General features: G+C 72.6%; 18 protein-coding genes, 2 pseudogenes and 1 riboswitch. Of the genes and pseudogenes, 9 read left to right on the top strand and 11 right to left on the bottom strand.

Annotated elements, in window-relative coordinates; translation table 11 throughout:
* Window positions 1-63: 63 nt before the first annotated feature.
* Complete coding sequence (locus tag ABD374_RS29680) at window positions 64-1,242, bottom strand: MBL fold metallo-hydrolase (protein WP_344499377.1); 1,179 nt, start codon at window positions 1,240-1,242, stop codon at window positions 64-66.
* Window positions 1,243-1,492: 250 nt separating this feature from the next.
* On the opposite strand from ABD374_RS29680, the pseudogene ABD374_RS29675 reads away from it, so the two are divergent.
* Window positions 1,493-1,606, top strand: a pseudogene (locus tag ABD374_RS29675) (hypothetical protein); the annotation flags it as partial.
* Between the two features lie 55 nt (window positions 1,607-1,661).
* Here the strand turns inward: ABD374_RS29675 and ABD374_RS29670 are convergent.
* From ABD374_RS29670 to ABD374_RS29660, 3 genes are all read right to left on the bottom strand, one after another.
* Window positions 1,662-1,796 (bottom strand): hypothetical protein, encoded by a 135-nt coding sequence (locus ABD374_RS29670; RefSeq protein ID WP_344499435.1) that lies wholly within the window; start codon window positions 1,794-1,796, stop codon window positions 1,662-1,664.
* Between the two features lie 371 nt (window positions 1,797-2,167).
* Entirely contained in the window at window positions 2,168-2,743 is a 576-nt protein-coding gene (locus ABD374_RS29665; protein ID WP_344499375.1) for a hypothetical protein, read from the bottom strand.
* Between the two features lie 135 nt (window positions 2,744-2,878).
* Window positions 2,879-3,733, bottom strand: coding sequence for an SIMPL domain-containing protein (locus ABD374_RS29660; protein WP_344499373.1), 855 nt, complete (start codon window positions 3,731-3,733; stop codon window positions 2,879-2,881).
* Window positions 3,734-3,917: 184 nt separating this feature from the next.
* On the opposite strand from ABD374_RS29660, the pseudogene ABD374_RS29655 reads away from it, so the two are divergent.
* Window positions 3,918-4,783: pseudogene (locus ABD374_RS29655) on the top strand (carbohydrate kinase family protein); the annotation flags it as partial.
* Window positions 4,784-4,853: 70 nt separating this feature from the next.
* Here ABD374_RS29655 and ABD374_RS29650 read toward each other — a convergent pair.
* Both ABD374_RS29650 and ABD374_RS29645 read right to left on the bottom strand, forming a co-directional pair.
* On the bottom strand, window positions 4,854-5,855 hold the full coding sequence (locus ABD374_RS29650) for a DUF6745 domain-containing protein (protein WP_344499369.1): 1,002 nt from the start codon (window positions 5,853-5,855) through the stop codon (window positions 4,854-4,856).
* Between the two features lie 78 nt (window positions 5,856-5,933).
* Window positions 5,934-6,260, bottom strand: coding sequence for a hypothetical protein (locus ABD374_RS29645; RefSeq protein WP_344499367.1), 327 nt, complete (start codon window positions 6,258-6,260; stop codon window positions 5,934-5,936).
* A 183-nt stretch (window positions 6,261-6,443) separates the two neighbouring features.
* On the opposite strand from ABD374_RS29645, the gene ABD374_RS29640 reads away from it, so the two are divergent.
* The 6 genes from ABD374_RS29640 to ABD374_RS29615 are packed head-to-tail and all read left to right on the top strand — an operon-like array spanning window position 6,444 to window position 12,606.
* Window positions 6,444-7,394 (top strand): STM4015 family protein, encoded by a 951-nt coding sequence (locus ABD374_RS29640; protein ID WP_344499365.1) that lies wholly within the window; start codon window positions 6,444-6,446, stop codon window positions 7,392-7,394.
* 7 nt (window positions 7,395-7,401) lie between these two features.
* The gene (locus ABD374_RS29635; protein WP_344499363.1) at window positions 7,402-8,373 is read left to right on the top strand and encodes an STM4015 family protein; all 972 of its coding nucleotides are present in this window, start codon (window positions 7,402-7,404) and stop codon (window positions 8,371-8,373) included.
* Window positions 8,354-9,544: an STM4014 family protein gene (locus ABD374_RS29630; RefSeq protein ID WP_344499361.1), complete on the top strand. Its 1,191-nt coding sequence runs from the start codon at window positions 8,354-8,356 to the stop codon at window positions 9,542-9,544. Before ABD374_RS29635 ends, ABD374_RS29630 begins: the two co-directional genes overlap by 20 nt.
* Before the next feature lies 1 nt (window position 9,545).
* Window positions 9,546-10,358 carry an STM4013/SEN3800 family hydrolase gene (locus ABD374_RS29625; protein WP_344499429.1) on the top strand — a complete coding sequence of 271 codons (813 nt, stop codon included), beginning with the start codon at window positions 9,546-9,548 and terminating at the stop codon, window positions 10,356-10,358.
* A complete protein-coding gene (locus ABD374_RS29620) occupies window positions 10,355-11,683 on the top strand; it encodes an STM4012 family radical SAM protein (protein WP_344499359.1) in 1,329 nt (442 codons plus the stop codon). Before ABD374_RS29625 ends, ABD374_RS29620 begins: the two co-directional genes overlap by 4 nt.
* A gap of 8 nt (window positions 11,684-11,691) precedes the next feature.
* Entirely contained in the window at window positions 11,692-12,606 is a 915-nt protein-coding gene (locus ABD374_RS29615; RefSeq protein WP_344499357.1) for an STM4011 family radical SAM protein, read from the top strand.
* On the opposite strand, the gene ABD374_RS29610 is transcribed toward ABD374_RS29615, so the two are convergent.
* The 3 genes from ABD374_RS29610 to ABD374_RS29600 form a co-directional block, all read right to left on the bottom strand.
* Complete coding sequence (locus tag ABD374_RS29610) at window positions 12,559-13,350, bottom strand: SGNH/GDSL hydrolase family protein (protein ID WP_344499355.1); 792 nt, start codon at window positions 13,348-13,350, stop codon at window positions 12,559-12,561. The genes ABD374_RS29615 and ABD374_RS29610 overlap by 48 nt on opposite strands.
* A gap of 191 nt (window positions 13,351-13,541) precedes the next feature.
* On the bottom strand, window positions 13,542-14,489 hold the full coding sequence (locus tag ABD374_RS29605) for a M23 family metallopeptidase (RefSeq protein WP_344499353.1): 948 nt from the start codon (window positions 14,487-14,489) through the stop codon (window positions 13,542-13,544).
* Between the two features lie 2 nt (window positions 14,490-14,491).
* Window positions 14,492-14,666: riboswitch (cyclic di-AMP (ydaO/yuaA leader) on the bottom strand.
* 324 nt (window positions 14,667-14,990) lie between these two features.
* A complete protein-coding gene (locus ABD374_RS29600; RefSeq protein ID WP_344499427.1) occupies window positions 14,991-17,087 on the bottom strand; it encodes an alpha-galactosidase in 2,097 nt (698 codons plus the stop codon).
* A 166-nt stretch (window positions 17,088-17,253) separates the two neighbouring features.
* Here ABD374_RS29600 and ABD374_RS29595 point away from each other — a divergent pair, with 166 nt between their 5' ends.
* Window positions 17,254-18,078 (top strand): tyrosine-protein phosphatase, encoded by an 825-nt coding sequence (locus ABD374_RS29595; RefSeq protein ID WP_344499351.1) that lies wholly within the window; start codon window positions 17,254-17,256, stop codon window positions 18,076-18,078.
* Window positions 18,079-18,089: 11 nt separating this feature from the next.
* On the opposite strand, the gene ABD374_RS29590 is transcribed toward ABD374_RS29595, so the two are convergent.
* Together ABD374_RS29590 and ABD374_RS29585 are read right to left on the bottom strand one after the other, a co-directional pair.
* Window positions 18,090-18,236: a DUF6126 family protein gene (locus ABD374_RS29590; protein WP_344499349.1), complete on the bottom strand. Its 147-nt coding sequence runs from the start codon at window positions 18,234-18,236 to the stop codon at window positions 18,090-18,092.
* 1 nt (window position 18,237) lies between these two features.
* Window positions 18,238-18,837: a helix-turn-helix domain-containing protein gene (locus tag ABD374_RS29585; protein WP_344499347.1), complete on the bottom strand. Its 600-nt coding sequence runs from the start codon at window positions 18,835-18,837 to the stop codon at window positions 18,238-18,240.
* Window positions 18,838-18,850 lie beyond the last annotated feature (13 nt).

Genomic DNA, 18,850 nt, shown 5'->3' with positions numbered 1-18,850 from the left:
AGTGTTCCAGCCGGGCTCGCAGACCGGCCGCCGCGGATCACCGGGACTTGTGGCCCGCGGCACTCAGTCGGCCGCGAGGTCCAACTGGGCCGACTCCACCGGCGGCCAGACAGGCCAGCCGCCCTCGACGGGTCCGGCCACCGACCGCCACCACGGAGTCACCGCCGGCCTGTCGGCCGGCTGGAACGGCTCCCCCGGCCGGGGCGCGGCAGTGGCCACACCGGCCTCGTGCGCGGCGAACATGGTCCGTTCGGCCGGCTCCGCCCACGGATGGAAAGCCAGGTTGAACGTGCCCCAGTGGATCGGCAGCATCACCCCGAGCGGCTGCCCGCCCTGCAAGTCGAGATGGGTGCGGATCCCCTGCTCAGGGGTCATGTGGATGTCCGGCCAGTACTCACTGTAAGCACCGATCTGGATCATGGTCGCGTCGAACGGGCCGTGCTCGGCGCCGATGTCCCTGAAGCCTTCGAAGTAACCGGTGTCGCCGCTGTGGTAGATCCGGTGCTCCGGCCCCGCGACGGCCCAGGAGGCCCAGAGGGTGTGCTGCTGGTTGCGCAGGCCGCGGCCGCAGAAGTGGCGGGCGGGGGTGGCGGTCAGGCCGAGTCCGGCGATCTTCGCCGTCTCGTTCCAGTCGAGCTCGCGCATCCGGTCGGCGGGCACGCCCCAGCGTTCCAGGTGGGCGCCGACGCCGAGCGGCACCACGAAGACCGTGCCGGTGCCCGCGAGGGCACGGATGGTGGGCATGTCCAGGTGGTCGTAGTGGTCGTGGGAGATCACCACGGCGTCGACGGGACCGAGGGAGGCCAACGGCACGGGAACGGGATGCAGCCGCTTGGGCCCCGCGAAGGCGAAGGGGGAGCAGCGCTGCCCCCACACCGGATCGAAGAGCACGCGCCGCCCGTCGATTTCGGCGAGCACGCTCGAATGACCCATCCAGGTGAGACGCAGCCCCGTGGCCGGAGGCTGGGCCAGATCGGCGAGGGTCGTGGCGTGGAGAGGCACTGGCCCGACAGGAGACCTACGGCGCCGCTCCTCCTTGCGGAAGTAGAGCTTCGCGAATTCCAGAGTCGTCGCGGAGGCCCTCGGCCCGGCACTCACCGGGTTCTGGAAGACCCCGTCGGCGAAGTGGGGCGAGCGGCGGATGCGCTCCATCCGCTCTCCCGCCGGATCCGCGCCGAAAGCGGCGGTCCGCAGTGCACGCAGCCGGGATCGCAGCGGCGGCAGGGCGTCAGCACCGGTCACAGGACCTCCAGGGGCTCAGTTCTCTTTTCCATTATGTGCGCCGGGTCCGACAGTGCGGGACGAGATTGTCGCGGGAGCGAGTGCGGAACAGGTCGCGGAAGCGCGCGCGGAACAGGTCGCACAGCCTGGCTTGAACTGATCGATGGTTCAGTGACGGATCTCGTCGACCGGGGCCCGCCCGGCTCCAGACACTGACTGATGGTTCAGTCAACCTGCCGTGGAGACACCGTCGTCGTGCCTGGAGGCGCCCATGCTCGGCCTCCCCACCGATCCCGTTCCGCTCAGCGCGGAGCAGCGCGACATGGTCGAACTCACCCGCACCTTCGCGCGTGAGGAGATCAGGCCCCGGGGACGCGCCGTGGGCGAGGCGGACACCGAGACGTCCTGGGACCTGTGGCGCAGGGCCGCCGAGGTCGGCATCAGCCGACCGGCATGCTGCACGAGATGCGCGGCCAGAAGGAGGCGCTGCGCGGGGTCGTCGCCTTCAGCCACCGGGTGTCGGCGGTCGAGGAGATCGGTGCGGCGGTGGCGCGGGCCTTCACCCTCTTCCGCACCGAGCGGCCCCGGCCCGTGCACGTCGAAGTACCGCTGGGCCTCCTGGAGGCCGCGGAACGGGTGGACGGCGTACGGCCGGCTCCGCCGCCCGGTGAACGGCGGCCCGGTGCCGCTCCCGTCCGGGAGGCCGTGGTGGCTCTGCTGACGACGGACCGCGGCAGCCGCGGCCGCCGCGCGGTAGTACCTGGGGGCGCTTTCCCCCGACCCGCCCCTTGCCGAACGGGGAGCACAGCACGCCCCTGGCCCCCGGACGCCCTCCGGGGTGTCCTCGAAACCCCGTACGGGCTGGATTTCCCGGTGAGGGCCGCGCCATGTCACCGCGGGAAGGGGCGGGCAGGGGAACAGCCCCGCAGGACCCGGCAGCGGTTCGTCAGACGGTGGTCCTCGCGGTCACCAGCCGGTGTCCGCCCAGCACCCCGGAGAGTTCCGTCAGGAACGGCTCGGCCGGCGGCGGCCAGTTCCACAGCACCAGCCCCAGGTGCGCGACCGCGACCGGCGGATCCATCCGCCACGCGAGGAAGTCGGCCCGCTCACCGCAGCGCACACAGGTCCCGCTGCCCGGGCCCGTACCGCCGAACCAGGCGTACAGGTCGTCGAACAGCGGGGCCCATGAGGGCGTCCACATGTCGGGGCCGCTGTCCGCGTGCTCTGTCTTGGCACCGCAGTGCGGGCAGGTGGCGGTCCAGAGGCCCGCGCCCGTGTACACCCGGCGCTCGATCTCCATGACCACGCCGCACGCCGCGCCCGTCGGCACCGCGTCCTCGGTGACGGCGTGCGCGGCGTGCGGTCCCGGTGGCCTGCCGAGTCCGTCGCCGGGCAGGCAGCTCGTCAGCTCGCCCCGGACGATGCCCCGGTGCTCCAGCCAGTCCACGACCCGGCCGGCGAGCACGGCGGCTTCCTCCGGCCGGGCGTCCAGATCGGCCACCCACACGTACGCATCACCCATGCCGCGCACGCTATCCCGTAACCGGATCGCTCATCCCTTGGAGCGCCGCGTCTTCGCGCCCCGCGCGTAGAAGACCGGTCCGATCGCCAGGAACAGCGGCAGCGGCACGACGACGCGTGCCGCGCCCCGGATGAATTACTCCAGTTCGTACACCGCGGTGACGGTGACCTCTTCCTGGACCTCACCGGATGCCACCGGCACTCTGCCCTCGCTGAACGCCGCGGTGGGCACGTCCAGCGGGCGGTGCGCCCCGCCTCCCGTCTCCGCCAGTGAGACGAGCCGTCCCAGCCTGTGGCCGCTGAGCCGCGCGTACTGCTCGGCCTTCGACCGCGCTTCGGCGTGTGCGGCCTGGCGGGCCCTGGCGCGCAGGGCGGACGGGTCGGCCACGTCGAAGGCGACGCCGTTGATCCGGCCCGCGTCACCCGTCGCGTCGGTCACGGCTTCCATGACCGCGCCGGTCCTGCCGATGTCCCGGATCGTGATGGAGAAGGACTGGCCCGCCTGGTAGCCGGTCGGCTTCGAGGCCCCCCGGTCGGTGTGCTGGTGGACGGCGTTCAGGGAGAGGCTCTCGGTCCGTACGTCGCTGTCGTCGATGCCCTGCTCGCGCACGGCGGCGAGCAGCGCGTCGGCGGCCGCGGACTGGGCGGCCAACGCCCGCTTCGCGGTGGGTTCCGTCGTCTCGACCCCGGCGGTGAGGACAGCGATGTCGGGGGCGGCCGAGGCTCTGCCGTCGCCGCTCACGGAGACGGTGGCGGCAGCAGCGGCAGGGGCAGCGGGCGCGGCTGCCGGGAGGACGGTCGCGGGGGCGGACGGTGGCGCCGCCATGGCGGGTGCGGCGCCGCCGATCACCAGCAGTCCGCCGGTGAGTACGACGGCGGTGAGGGCTCGGGACGCGACCGGCGAGAGGAACGACGAGGGGAAGATGGCGGACGCGGCAGACGTGGCGGGCGTGGACGCCGCCGATGCCGCCGATGCCGTACGTACGGACATGGAGTTGGTCCTTCCGGAGTCAGGAGGCCATCCCAGCACCGGTCGCCACCGGACCGATCGCACCACTCCAGCGCTGTCACCGCTCCAGCCCTGCCACCTCTCCCCACCAGCCATATCGCGCCCAGCGGAACCGGAAGGGGATGCGGTGCCGGAACAGCGGTCCGAACGCGCGAGGTGCTACGTCCTGGTGGTCGGCGGCAGCGGGGTGGACACGGTCGTACGAGTCGACTCGCTGCCCGTACCGCTCACCGACTCGATCGGCGTGCCACCCGTCCGCGAGTGGCCGGGCCACACCGGAGGCAATGTCGCGCTGGGCTGCCGGGCTCTTGGGCTCGAAGTGAAGTTCATCGACTTCCTCGGTGACGACCGGGCCGGCGGGCAGGTCGGAGAGCGGCTCGCCAAGGGCGGTGTCGATTTCGAACCGCTGGTCTCGCCCGCGGGCACCCGCCGGGCGGTGAACCTCGTCGGCAGCTCGACGGGCCGCCGGATGTCCTTCTACGACGCCCGCGATCCCGACGGTCTGCGGATGCCCCGCGACTTCTGCCTCCCCCGCCTGCGGCGGACCGGGCATGTCCATCTGTCCGTCATGAACTTCGCCCGGCGCCTGCTCGACGACATCCATGAGCTCGGCGTCCCGCTCTCGACCGATCTGCACGACTGGGACGGACTCACCGGCCACCACAAGGAGTTCACCCTCCGCTGCGACCTGGTGTTCCTCAGTGCGGCGGGCGCCGGCGAACGGATCGCCTCCGGGACGCGGGACATCCTGCGCGAGGGCCGCGCCCGGGCCCTGGTGGCCACGGCCGGCTCGTACCTGCTGACGCGGGACGGCAGCCGCACCCCGCACCCGGTCCCCGCGACCGTGCCGCCCGGCCCGGTGGTGGACTCCAACGGCGCCGGGGACGCGTACGTCAGCGGGCTCCTGCACGGGCGCCTCACCGACCGGGAACTGGAGGAGTGCGCCCGCCCGGGCGCGCGGGCGGACGCCCACGCCTGCACGACGGAGGGCAGCACGGACCCTTGATCGGACCAGGCGGCCTCCTCTCCTCCCAGAGAGCCCCTGAAGCTCCTTGGGGCACCTGGCGCCGCTGTCCCTCCCTGGAGCCCGCGCAGGCTTTTCTCAGGTCTGACGCACCGGTTCGTACGCCTCCTGGCCGAGACCGAACGTCCAGGCCACCCCTTCCTTCGCCGTCCTCGTCCCGGGCGGCACGCGCAGCCAGTACGTACGGTGTGTGCCGTCCGGCTCGGGCGTGGAGTTGACCACCTCGACCATCACCACGTCCTCGTCACCCCGCAGGGCTATGCGCCAGAGGACGCCGGTATCGTCGCGGTGGACGGGCTGGGCGTCCGATTCGGCGAGGTAGCGGTCGTAGCCGTAGTGCTCCAGCATCACGCGCCGCAGCTCGGCGTTCTCCTCGGCCCGGATGCGCGCGGGCGTCAACGACGTCAACTCGTCGAGGAACGCCGCCGGTACGGGCATACCGCGCCAGGCGTACAGCGCGAACCCGTCGGCGAAGGCCAGGGCGGGGCCGTCGCCCCGGTCGAGCCGTCCGGCCTCGTCACGGTGCAGCTCCACCGGCCGCTCGCTGATCACCACGGCGTTCTCGTACGGCCACCACCAGCCCGCGTGTCTGGCCACCTGCGCCAGCCCCGCGAGCCGCTCCCCCCGGCCGTCGAACGCCGCGAGCCAGGCGGCGTCGTGCTGGCCGAGCACCGCGTCGAGCAGGACCAGCCGTACGTCGGACTCGTCCTCCGGCCGCTCCATGAGCCCGGCGACGACTCCGGTCCGTATCCGCTCTGCCAGTTCCCTGGTGGTGTCCCACAGCTGGGCCCCGGTGGCGGACCACAGGTCGGCCCAGCCCGCCGGCCCCAACTCGTCGTGCAGACGGCGCCGTTCCTCGGCCCACGGCCCGGTGCGCACCTCGTCGCGCACCGAGCGTCCCGCACCGGTGAGCCGTTCGACGGCCTCGACCGCCGCCTTGGGCGAGGCGGCCCAGACGATCCGCTCCGGCTCCGCCAGTCCCGCCGTGCGGTAGGCGAGCCGCACGCCCTCCTCCGCGGCCGCGCGGTCCGCCGCACCGGTCGCCGCCGCGACGGCCCGCCAAGTGTTCACATGCTGCATCGAATTCCCTGTCCCCTGATCCCTGATCCCTGGCCCGTGGTTTCGTGCCCGTGGTCCCGCGTCCCTGGTTCCGCGTCCTCAGTCCGCGACGATGCGGACCGATCCCGGTACGTACTCGCGCTGGCGCACCACCCGGTACCAGCCCTTGGGCAGCGGTATCGCCGCGTGCTCCTCGTGCACGACCCGTCCGCCCTCGGGCAGATGGAGCAGCATCGGATCGAGGGGACCCGCCTCCCGCAGCAGCCTGCCGGGTCCCTGCACCGCGTGCGCGTGCCCGGTGACTTCGCCCAGCGCGAGCACCAGCCGGCCTCGCGCGTCGCGCCGTTCACCTGAGGCGTCCGCCAGATGCGCCGGCACCGCCGATCCGTCCAACGGCACGATCAGTACGTCCCCTTGCCGGTACATGGCTGTCTCCCCTCCCGGGCCGCACACCCTGTGCCGACCACGTGGAAAACGCTACGGCCCGGGTCTGACAATCGCGCCTGACCTGCGGAAAAGAACCCGCTCACGGGATTGTCAGTGCCGCTTGATAAACCTTTCGCACGTCAGTCGCTCGCACAGTGTCAACAGCGTCAGGAGACCAGGGTCATGTCCGGTGTGGACCATCTGCAGGAACTGCTCGGCCTCCCGGCCGTCGACTTCCGTCCCGGCCTCCCGGCGTCGTTGCCCGCCGCGGGCGCGGCGGCGTGGCGCATCTGCGTGGATCCGTTCGAGGACGAGGACGGACCCTGGGAGGAAAGGTTCGACGCGTTCCTGAGGACCGTCGATCCCACGGGGGTACGCGCGCTGATCATCGGCCAGTGGGGCGAGACGTACGAGAAGGATTCGAGCTACCCCGTCAACCTGGTCATCGCCGCGGCCGACCGGCTGACCTCCCTGGAGGCCGTCTTCATCGGTGACCTGTCCCAGGAGGAGGCCGAGATCTCCTGGATCGAGCATTCCGACGTCACGGGCCTGCTCAGCGCCTTCCCCCGTCTGCTGGAGCTCGGTGTGCGCGGCGGCCCGGGCCTGCGTTTCCCGCCGGTGCGGCACGAGCGGCTGCGCTCGCTCGTCTTCGAGTCGGGCGGCCTGCCGGCACAGGTCGTGCGCGGCGTCACCGAGAGCGAACTGCCCTCGCTGGACCACCTGGACCTGTGGCTCGGCGTCTCCGAGTACGGCGGCGACACCGAGACCGCCGACCTCGCGCCGTTGCTCTCCGGCACCCTCTTCCCCGGGCTGCGCCACCTGGGGCTGCGCAACAGTGAGATCCAGAACGAGATCGCCGCGGCCGTGGCGTCGGCCCCCGTCGTCGCCCGGCTGGACACCCTCGACCTGTCGAACGGAACCCTCGGCGACGAGGGCGCCGCCGCGCTGCTCGAAGGCCAGCCGCTCACCCACCTCGAACACCTCGATCTGCATCACCACTTCCTCTCCGAGGAAATGGGGCAGCGGGTGGCCGACGCCCTGGAGCCCCACGGCGTGGGTGTCGACCTGTCGGACCGTCTGGAGCCGTGGGACAACCGCGGCGCCGAAGGCCGCTACACCGCCGTGGCGGAGTGATCCGGCCATGACCGACATCGAGCACCCCGGGATTTTCCACGGGCTTCCCGTCCTCACCCTGCCCGAGCCAGGCGACCCGCACGCGCCGCCCCTTCCGCCCGCGGACTCCGTGGCCTGGCGCCTGGACTGCCTGTGGGACGAGGAGAACACGTTCACCGAGCTGTGGCGCCGCTTCCTCGGCTCCGTGGACTGCGCGCGGGTCCGTGCGCTGGTGATCGGCCCGTGGTGGCAGGACGAGTACGAGCCCCTGCGCCCCGCCCTGGACCTGGTCCTCGCGGCCGCGGACCGCTTCCCGGCGCTCCGCGGCCTCTTCCTCGCCGACGTCATCAGCGAAGAGTGCGAGGTGTCCTGGCTGGAACTGACCGACGTCACTCCGTGTCTTGAGGCATTCCCGCGGCTCGAGGAACTGACGGTGCGCGGCTGCGGCGAGTCGCTCTCCGACACGGACATGCTGGCTCTGCGGCCGGTCCGCCACGACGCCCTGAGGGTGCTGCGTTTCGAATCCGGCGGCCTGCCCGGCTCCGTCGTCCGGGCCGTCGGCGCCTCCCGCCTGCCCGCCCTGGAGCGCCTGGAGCTGTGGCTGGGGGTCACGCATCACGGCGGCGACGCGACGGTGGCCGACCTCGCGCCCCTGCTGTCCGGCGGCGCCCTTCCGCGCCTGCGCCACCTGGGGGTGCAGAACAGCGAGATCCAGGACGAGATCGCGGCAGCGGTGGCCGCCGCGCCCGTCGTCGCCCGACTGGACTCACTGGCCCTGTCGATGGGCACCCTCGGCGACACCGGCGCGCAGGCCCTGCTCGACGGCCAGCCGCTCACGCACCTGAGCGAGCTGGACCTGCACCACCACTACATCACCGAGCCCCTCCAGCAGCGCCTGCGCAAGGCACTCGAACCGCACGGCGTGCGGCTGGACCTCGACGGGCCCGACTACTGGGATCCCGAGGAAGACGAACCCCGCTATGTCGCCGTCGACGAGTGACGCCAAGCACCCGGGGCCGCGCTTCGCGGTCGTCGGCAACCCCGCCAACCGCCGCGTCGCGCTCTTCCAGGAGGCCGTGGCCGCCGCCGGGCTCCCCGCCGCGCGCGTCGTCCCCTGGCTCGACGTGCTCGGCGGCCGGGCCTCGTTCCGGCCGGGCGAGACCGTACGGATCGACTCGCCCGGCGAGGACCCCGAGGTCGAGCGGCTGCTGCGGGGCGTCGGCGACGGCACCCGGGTGGAGGGATCGGCGCGCTGGTACGAGCGGTTCACCGAGGCCGTACGGGAAGTGGGCCGGGCGGCGGCGGGCCGCACCCTGCTCGACGACCCCGACGAGCTGGCGGTGCTGTTCGACAAGCGGCTGTGCCATGCCGTGCTGCACGACGCGGGCGTACCCGTGCCGCCTTCGCCCACCTCCGGGGCCACGGCCCCGGAGGTGGGCGGCTGGCCGGACGTACGTGAACTGCTGCGCGCGCACCGGATGCCGCGTGCCTTCGTCAAGCTCGCGCACGGCTCGTCGGCCTCCGGCGTGCTGGCCGTCGAAACGGCGGGCCCCGGCCGGGTACGGGCCACCACCTCCGTGGAGCGCGATCCGCGGGGACGGCTCTTCAACTCCCTGCGGGTACGCCGCTGTACGGACGAAGGCGAGATCGCGGCGATCGTGGACGCGCTCGCACCGGACGGCCTCCACATCGAACGCTGGCTGCCCAAGGCCGCCCAGCGGGGCCGGGCCGCCGACCTGCGGGTCGTCGTGGTCGGCGGCAGGGCCACGCACGCCGTCGTACGGACCAGCCGCTCCCCCATGACCAACCTCCATCTCGGCGGTGCGCGCGGGGACCTCGACGAGGCCCGCGCCGCCATGGCCGCGGCCGGTGGCGGCTGGGAGGAGGCCGTGGAGGTGTGCGAGCGGGCAGCGGCCTGCTTCCCGCGCACCCTCTGTGTCGGTGTCGATCTGCTGCCCGCCGTCGGCTGGCGCCGCTTCGCCGTCGGCGAGGTCAACGCGTTCGGCGATCTGCTGCCGCGCCTCACCGGGCTGCCCGGCAGCGGCGCCGAGGGCCTGGACACCTACGCGGCGCAGGTCGCCGCCGTACAACGCGCTCCCCAGAGCGCCGTGCAACGCGCCGTACCTCCCCTCGTGCGGCGCCCGACAAGGAACCACCATGCGATCACCTGACATGAACGAGATCGTCGGCAGCCACGACCTGCTGCTCGTCACCCTCGACACCCTCCGCCACGACGTCGCCGCCGAGCTCGCCGCCGCCGGCCGCATACCGCACCTGGCCGCCCGCCTGCCCGGCGGCGCGTGGGAGAAGCGGCACGCGCCCGGCAGCTTCACCTACGCCTCGCACCAGGCGATCTTCGCGGGCTTCCTGCCCACGCCCGCCACGCCGGGGCCCCACCCCCGGCTGTTCGCCGCGCGCTTCGCGGGCAGCGAGACCACCGCGGAGCGCACCTTCGTCTTCGACACCCCCGACCTCGTCTCCGGCCTCGCGGGCGCCGGCTACCGCACCGTGTGCATCGGCGGTGTCGGCTTCTTCAACCGGCAGGGCCCACTCGGCTCGGTGCTGCCGGGGATGTTCCAGGAGAGCCACTGGGAGCCGGAGTTCGGCGTGGCCTCGCCCACGTCCTTCGAGGAACAGGTCGCCCGGGCCGAGCAGGTCGTCGCCGGGCTCCCGGCGGACCAGCGGCTGTTCCTGTTCGTCAACGTCTCCGCGCTGCACCAGCCGAACTGGTTCCACCTGCCCGGCGCCACCCGCGAGGCCGGCGACTCGCGCGCCACCCACGCGGCGGCTCTGGAGTACGTCGACCGGCACATCGGCCGCCTGTTCGCCGCCGCGAGCAATCGCCGCCCCTGCTTCGCCATCGTCTGTTCCGACCACGGCACGGCGTACGGCGACGACGGCTACACCGGCCACCGCCTCGGCCACGAGGCCGTCTGGACCGTCCCCTACGCCCACTTCACCCTCGACCAAGGGGCCACCCGATGAGCACCACGACGCCCCGCCCCTACCAGAGTTACGTCTACGCCTACCCGCACAAGACGGCGTACCGCCAGCTGGAGAACCGTCCCTCCCTCCGCGGCCTCTGGGCGGACGAGCCCAAGAACGCCCTCTCCCTCTACCTCCACATACCGTTCTGCGAGGTCCGCTGCGGCTTCTGCAACCTCTTCACCCGGATCGGCGCCCCCGGCGAACTGACCGGCCGCTACCTCGACGCGCTCGACCGGCAGGCGACCGCCGTCCGCGACGCCCTGGGCCACGGCGAACCCCGTTTCGCCGCCGCCGCGTTCGGCGGCGGCACCCCCACCTTCCTCGACCCCGGCGAGCTCGAACGGCTCTGCGACATAGCGGAGAAGCGGATGGGCGCGGACCTGAGCTCCGTGCCCCTGTCCGTCGAGGCGTCTCCGGCCACCGCGACCCCCGGCCGTCTCGCCGTGCTCGCCGACCGCGGCACGACCCGCCTCAGCCTCGGCGTCCAGAGTTTCGTCGAGTCCGAGGCCCGCGCGGCCGTGCGCCCCCAGCGCCGCGCGGACGTCGAGACGGCCCTCGCCGCCGTCCGCGACGCCCGCATCCCGGTGCTCAACATCGACCTGATCTACGGCATCGAGGGCCAGAACACCGACACCTGGCGCTTCTCGCTCGACGCGGCGCTCGCCTGGCGGCCCGAGGAGCTCTACCTCTACCCCCTGTACGTACGACCGCTCACCGGCCTCGGCCGCCTCGGCGCCGAGGCCGACGCCGCCTGGGACGCCCAGCGCCTGCGCCTCTACCGCCAGGGCCGGGACCACCTCCTCGCCCACGGCTACGAGCAGGTCTCGATGCGCATGTTCCGCCGGGCGGACGCCCCGAAGCAGGCGGCCGACGACTACGCCTGCCAGACCGACGGCATGATCGGCCTCGGCTGCGGAGCCCGTTCGTACACCTCGGCGCTCCACTACTCCTTCGACTACGCCGTCGACATGCGCGAGATCCGCCAGATCATCGACGACTACACCGCCACGGAGGACTTCTCCCGCGCGGAGGTGGGCCGGCACGTCGACGCCGACGAGGCCCGCCGCCGCCACCTCCTCCAGTCGCTCCTCCAGGCCGAGGGCATGGCACTGGCCGGCTACCGCGCACGGTTCGGTACGGACCCGGCCGCCGACTTCCCCGTCGAGCTCGATCGCTTCGCGCACCGCGGCTGGCTGGACGACAGCGCGCCCGAGGGCCTGCTGCGCCTGTCCCCCGAGGGCCTCGCCCACTCCGACGCGCTGGGTCCCGAGCTGTTCTCCCCCGCCGTACGGGCCGCCATGGCCGCGTACGCACTGAAGTGAGCCCCGCCATGGACCTCACGATCCTCTACCGCGGCCCCCTCGCCTCCTGCGACTACGACTGTCCGTACTGCCCGTTCGCCAAGCGACGCGACAGCCGTGAGCAGTTGCGCGCCGACCGCGCCGCGCTGGAGCGCTTCACCGGGTGGGCCGCCGCCCAGACGGACGGCGACCGCCTCTCGGTGCTCTTCACGCCGTGGGGCGAGGGCCTGGTCCGCTCCTGGTACCGCCGCGCCCTCACCGAGCTGTCCCGCATGCCGCACATCCGGCGCGTCGCCATCCAGACCAACCTCAGCTGCCGCACCGACTGGCTCACCGGGGGCGAAGACGGCGCCGACCTCGGCACGCTCGCGCTGTGGTGCACGTACCACCCGGGGCAGACACCGTACGGCCGTTTCCTCGCCAAGTGCCGCGAACTGAGCGCCCGCGGCGTACGTTTCAGCGTCGGCGTGGTCGGCTTCCCCGAACACCTCGAAGAGGCGCGCAGGCTGCGCGCCGCGCTCCCCTCCGAGGTCTACCTCTGGGTCAACGCGGCCGAGGGCCGCACCTACACGGACGAGGAGGCCGGACGCTGGACGGCCCTGGACCCCCTCTTCCCGTACAGCCGCCATCCGCACCGCTCCGCCGGTCTCCCCTGCCGGACCGGCGAATCGGTGATCTCGGTGGACGGGGAGGGCACGGTGCGCCGCTGCCACTTCGTGCGCGCCGAGCTCGGCAACCTCTACGACGGCTCGTACCGGCGGGCACTGCGTCCGCGCGCCTGCCCCCTCGCCGTCTGCGACTGCCACATCGGCTACGTCCACCTGGAGACGCTGCCGCTGTACGACGTGTTCGCGGGCGGCGTCCTGGAACGCGTCCCCCGCGCACCCGCCTCCCTCTCACAGGGGCAGCAGATCGGGCCGCTTCGCCTCGACGTGGTCACCTGAGGACTCCCCGCGCAGCCGGCGCCCGATCCACGGCACCAGGTGCTCCCGCGCCCACTGGATGTTGTCCCTGCGCGCCTCCAGCGAGCCGCGCGGCGCCAGCGGCGGCCACACCTGGTCCGGGTCGGCCGGGACGTCGAGTCCGAGCACCTGCGCGGCGCGCAGCGCGACCCGGGTGTGTCCCTCGGGCGAGAGGTGCAGCCGGTCGACGTCCCAGGCGCGCCGGTCCTGGATGGACTTGAGCGACCACAGGTCGAGCACCGGGCAGTCGTACCGGTCGGCCACCGCCCGCACGTGGGCCGTGTACGTCGCGATCTTGCCGCGCAGATGGCGCAGCACGGGCATGGTGCGCGTGTCGAAGCCGGTGGTCACCATGACGGTGCCGACGGCGCCGGTGAGGTCCGCGACGGCCCGCTCGAAGCGCTCGGCGACGTCGTCGGGGTCGCTGCCGGGCCGGAGGATGTCGTTGCCGCCGGCGCAGAAGCTCACCAGGTCTGGTGCGAGCGCCTTCGCGCGCGGGACCTGCTCCGCCACGACCTGGTCGAGGAGACGGCCGCGTACGGCGAGGTTGGCGTAGCGGAACGTGTGCTCGGGTACGCGGTCGTGGAGGAGTACGGCGAGCCGGTCGGCCCAGCCGATGAACGCACCGTCGGGTCCGGGATCTCCGACGCCTTCGGTGAAGCTGTCGCCGAGCGCCGCGTACGACCCGATGGTGCCTGCCCTGAATGATCTCGAATCGTCTGCCACGTCGGCACATCCTTCACTGGAACAAGTGACCTACGCCACCGTAGGGAGGGGTTGACGGAGGGTGATATATGACACCGGTCAAGTTTTGTCCAACCCGGAATAGCCCGAAAACACACGTACGCCCCCTTCTGCCGCCCGGTGTGGGCAGCGGAAGGGGGCGTACGTGTGTTTTCGGGCCGGCCCTGGACGGGTCAGACGGTGACGCCGTGGCCGCGCAGGTAGGCCAGCGGGTCGACGTCCGAGCCGTAGCTCGGGCCGGTGCGGATCTCGAAGTGCAGGTGCGGGCCGGTCGAGTTGCCCGTGGAACCGGAGAGGCCTATCTGCGTGCCGCCGCCGACGCTCTGGCCGGAGGAGACGGACAGCGAGGAAAGGTGGGCGTACTGCGAGTACCGGCCGTCGTCGTGCTTGATGACGACCTCGTTGCCGTACGAGCCGCTCCAGCCCGCGGAGACGACGGTGCCGGCACCGACGGCCTTGACCGGGGTACCGCTGGCCGCGGCGAAGTCGACGCCCGTGTGGTAACCGCTGGACCAGCTGCCGCCGGCGGCGCGGTACGGGGTGGTGACGCCCGCGGAGACCGGGGCGGTGAAGCCGGAGCCGGTGCTCTGCGCGGCGGAGGCGGAGTTCACGGAAGTGGACTCCGCGGCCTCGGCCTTGGGAGCAGCCTTGGGGGCGGCGGCCTCGGCCTCGGCCCGGGGGGCGGCCTTGGGCGCGGCGGGCGCCTCGGCCGCCGGCTTCGCCTGCTTCGCCGGGGCCTGCTGCGCGGGCGCCGACGCCTTGGCGCCGATCGTCAGCTTCATGCCCGGCAGGATCAGCGAGGGGTTGCCGCCGACGACCTCGCGGTTGTCCTCGTACAGCTCCTGCCAGCCACCGCGCACGTTCTGCTCTTCGGCGATCTTCGACAGGTAGTCGCCGGAGACCACGGAGTAGACCTTGGCGTCGGCCTTCTTCTGCGGCGTCGCCTTCTCGGTCACCGCGGAGGCGGCCGCGGCGGCCGGCACTGCGGCCTTCTCCGCGGCGTTCGCACCGGTGGCGGTGATCAGGGGAAGCGCGAGTACGGCTCCGCCCGCTCCCGCGGCGACGATTCCGCGAGTGATCGAGCTGGACCTCGGGCGGCGGTGCTTACCCTTTGCGGGCATGGAACATTCCTCTCCGGCGCCTACGAGGTGAGCTGTCGGGTTCGGGCTGGAGATGCCCGGCCGCGCTGCTGCGCGACTTCACCCCAAGCCGGTCCGGACGCATGGGGCGTCCGGATCACCGGCGTACTTACCTGGGTCCCCCGCTCCTGCCAACGCGTGAGTGAGTGAGTGCGGATTCCGGGAGGTGGCAGGATTCGGCGGTCCACCCGGATTGCGGTGACCGTAAGCCGACGGGGCTCCCCCGTACAAGCCAGTCCATTCGCACGGCCGTTGCCTGACGGGAATTCACCACGGAATTCCCGTCACCCTCCGTGGATTACGGATCTTTGCGCACCGCCCGCGAACTGGCATGCGCACCCGGCACTCCGCCACGCACTGTCACGAATATGATCCTGCTCACCAGCAGTCCCACCATTTACCGCTCCCCCAAGCGGAGTTGCACCACAATAGCCCGTTTCGCACCAAGTGCCGCTTATCTTCCTCGCTGCGGACCGCGAGGGGTCAGACCCTCCTCAGCCGGAAGACCGCGGCGTCGAGATCACCGCGCAGCGCGGTGCGCAGTCCCCGGTGGAGCAGTACGGAACCCCGGTGCACGGCCGAGGTGTCGAGGCAGGCGTACGCCGCGCCCGGGTCGAGCCCGCGCAGGCGCAGCGGCGGCTGCTGCTCGCCGTAGTGCTGGGCCTGGAGCCAGGCGAGGACGACGGTGTCGTCCCCGCGCACGTACTGGACCGCGCTGAGCCCGCCCTCGGGCGCCCGCAGCCGGTACAGCTCGCCGTGCTGCACGACCGGCCGGATCTCCTTGTACAGGTCCACCCACTCGCGCGCCTCGGCGATCTCGTCCTCGCTCCACCCGGCCAGGTCGCCGCCGATGCCGAGCACCCCCGCCATCGCGCTCACGAAGCGGAAGCGCAGCGAGCTGACCCGCCCGTTGAGCTGCGTATTGGGGCTGTCGGTGACCCAGGCGGCCATCGCCCGCGCCGGATGCAGCTGGCTGAAGCCGTGCTGGATGGCGAGCCGGTCCAGCGGATCGGTGTTGTCGGACGTCCACACCTGGTCGGTACGGGACAGGATCCCGAGGTCGATCCGCCCGCCGCCGCCCGAGCACGACTCGAAGGCGACGTCCGGATGCGCGGCCCGCAGCCGGTCGAGGAGCGCGTACAGGGCGTGCACGTGCTCGGTCCACAGCTTCTGGGGGTACGGTTCGCCCGGCCAGCCCGCGTCGGTGAAGCAACGGTTGAAGTCCCACTTCACATAGTCGACGGGCGCGCTCGACAGCAGCCCGTGGAGCTGGTCCCAGAGGTACGCCTGGACGTCGCCGCGCGCCAGGTTGAGGACGAGCTGGTGGCGGAACTCCGTGCGGGTGCGGCCGGGATGGTGCTGCACCCAGTCCGGATGCGCCCGGTACAGATCGCTGTCCGCGTTCACCATCTCCGGCTCGACCCAGATCCCGAACCGCATCCCCAGGCCGTGCACTTCGTCGGCGAGCGGCCCCAGCCCGCCGGGGAAGCGGTCCGGATTGGGCGTCCAGTCGCCGAGCCCGGCGCGCTCGCCGGTCCGGGCGCCGAACCAGGCGTCGTCCACGACGAACAGCTCCACGCCGAGGTCGGCGGCCCGCCGTGCCAGCACGCGCTGCTGTTCCTCGGAGATGTCGAAGCCGGTCGCCTCCCAGGAGTTGTACAGAACGGGCCGTGCCCGCTCCGCGCCGGGGATGACGTGTGCGAGCTGCCAGGCGTGCCAGGCCCGGCTCGCGCCGCCGAACCCGCCCTCGCTCCACAGCCCCGCGAAGACGGGTGTGGTGTACGTTCCGCCGGGCGCCAGCCGCAGCAGACCCGAGTCGTCGTGCCCGGCCCCGCCGGTGATCTGCACGGTGCCGTCGGGCAGTTGCTGTACGGCGATGCGCCACGACCCGGACCAGCCGAGCGCGCAGCCGTACACCTCGCCGCTCTCCTCCGTGGCGCCCTCCGCGTCGAGCGCGACCCACGGCAGGTGCTGGTGCCCGGTGTGGCCGCGGCGGCTGCCCAGGATCTTCTCGCCGGGGGTGAGAGCGGAACGTACGAGCCGGGACTCGGCCGCCCACCGGCCGTGCAGCTGGCTCAGCCGCCAGCGCTCGCGCCGGGGCAGTGTCCAGGCGGCGGCGTCGGCCCGCAGCAGCTCCAGGGCGGGAGCGTCGGCCGGCCCCTCGTGCGCGACGGTGGCCCACCGCTCGACGACGTCGGAGTCCTCGCGCATCCGGTAGTGCAGGGTGAGCCCGAGGTGGTGCACGGGGTCGGTGAAGCGCAGCCGCAGTTCGCCGCCCGCCGCGGTGGAACCGTCGCAGCGCCACTCGGTGCCGCGCACCTCGGGCGTACGCACGGACAGGGCGGGGCGTACGAAGCGGGGCCCGCCCTCGACGGGGTACTCCTCGCGCCCGTCGAGCTGCGACTCGAACGGCCAGTAGGGCGGCGGGGGCTCGGCGGCGAGGGACTCGGCGTCGGCGAGGGAGATCCGTGGCCCCCAGTGCAGGTGGACCAGCTCGTCCCGGTCCGTGAGGTGCAGTGCGTAGCTGCCGGCCGTTCCGGAGAGCAGCCAGGTACGGCCGTTGCCGCCGGTCTCGATCATCCAGTCCCCTCGGATCGGCACAGGTGCGATCATCTTGGCCGTTCCGCCGCCCCGGGGCAACGCCCGCACGGCGACGGTCGAGATGCTTGCCCCAGGTACCCATGTCGTATCGTCGAAACGCGCCGAAGTCGGCGAGCAGCGCCGACGGCAGACTTCAGGAGCCCCCGTGACACAGCAGCTGCCGCAGGTCCCGTCGACAGAGCCCGAACCGGAGCCCGCGCTTGCCGCGGTGCGCAACTTCCGTGACGTGGGCGGCCTGCCGACCGTGGACGGGCGGCGGGTCCGGCACGGAGTCCTCTTCCGCAGCGGCCACCTGGCGCACGCCACCGCCGCCGACGCGGCGTTCCTCGGTTCGCTGAACCTCCACACGGTCTTCGACTTCCGCAACGAGGCGGACCAGAAGCTGGAGGGACCGGACATCGAGCTGCCGGGTGTGCGCAATGTGAACCTGCCGCTGACGGACCCGGCCGACGGCGCCGTGTTCTGGAAGATGGTCCGCGACGGGAACCTCGACGAGCTGCGCGAGATCCTCTCGGACGGCAGGGCCGCGGACCGGATGGCGGCGACGTACCGCATGATCATCAAGGAGCGTACGGCCGAGCACAGCCAGGTCCTGCACGCTCTCGCCGAGGACAGCGTCCCCGCGCTGATGCACTGCGCGGCGGGCAAGGACCGCGCGGGCCTGTCCATAGCCGTGACCCTGCTCGCGGTCGGCGTCGAGCGCGAGGCCGTCGAGGCCGACTACCTGAAGTCGAACGACCCGCGCCGCCGCTACAAGGTGCACCGCAGCGACAGCTCGTCGGCCGGGATGTCCCCCGAGGTGATGGAGCTGCTCAACCCGCTCTTCGAGGCCCGCGCGGAGTACCTGGCCGCGGCCTTCGAGACGATCGAGGAGACCTGGGGCACCACCGACCGCTACCTCGCGGAGGGGCTGAACGTCACCCCCGAGACCCGCGAGCGGCTGCGGATGCGCCTGCTCGACGAGAGCTGAGCACGGCCGGCTCAGCGTGAGCCGCCGAGCGTGAAGAGCAGGTAGACGAAGGCCGCGAAGAGGTGGCCCGCGACGACGTACACGAAGACGCGGATCGCCAGGCCACGGGGGATCCCGTCCTCCACGAAACGGCGCGCGGCGGTCTTGTCCTCCGGCATCTCAGGTCTCCTGGGGAAGGCACAGCCCGGCGGTGGCGCTCTGCAGCAAGGTGTGGACGAACAGCAGGTCGGCCCCGTCCGGGGAGGCGGCCGCGATGCGGTGCGGGGTCAGCGAGTCGAAGTGGGCGCTGTCCCCGGCGTCGAGCCGGTGGACGCTCTCGCCGAGCACCAGCCGCAGGGGCCCCGACAGCACGTACAGCCACTCCTCGCCGGGGTGGACCCGCACCAGGTCCCCCTGCGCGCCGTACGGCACGTGCACCCGCAGCGCCTGCATGGCCCGCCCCGAGCCGCCGGCCCGGTGGTACGTCCAGCCGTCGGCCTCCCGCGGCCGTGCGTCGTCCGCGCGCAGTACGGCGTCCCGCTCGCCCGGCGTCTCGCCGAGGAGCGCGGACACCGTCGTGCCGTAGACACGGGCCAGTGTGAGCAGCACCGGCAGCGAGGGCCGGCGCTGCCCCGTCTCCAGACGCGACAGGTGCGCGGGTGAGAGCGCGGCGCGGCGCGCGGCCGCCTCCAGGGTGAGGCCGCTGCGGCGGCGCAGATCGCGCAGTTGCGGTGCGACCGAAGGCAGTCCTTCGGCCGTCTCTTCGGGCCGGGGGGTCATGCCTCCATTGGGC

Origin of the sequence: Streptomyces enissocaesilis, from assembly GCF_039533765.1 — a bacterium.
Classification (GTDB): Bacteria; Actinomycetota; Actinomycetes; order Streptomycetales; family Streptomycetaceae; genus Streptomyces; species Streptomyces enissocaesilis.
The sequence above is the reverse complement of the archived record's forward strand: the minus strand, read 5'-3'. Positions and strand labels throughout refer to the sequence as shown.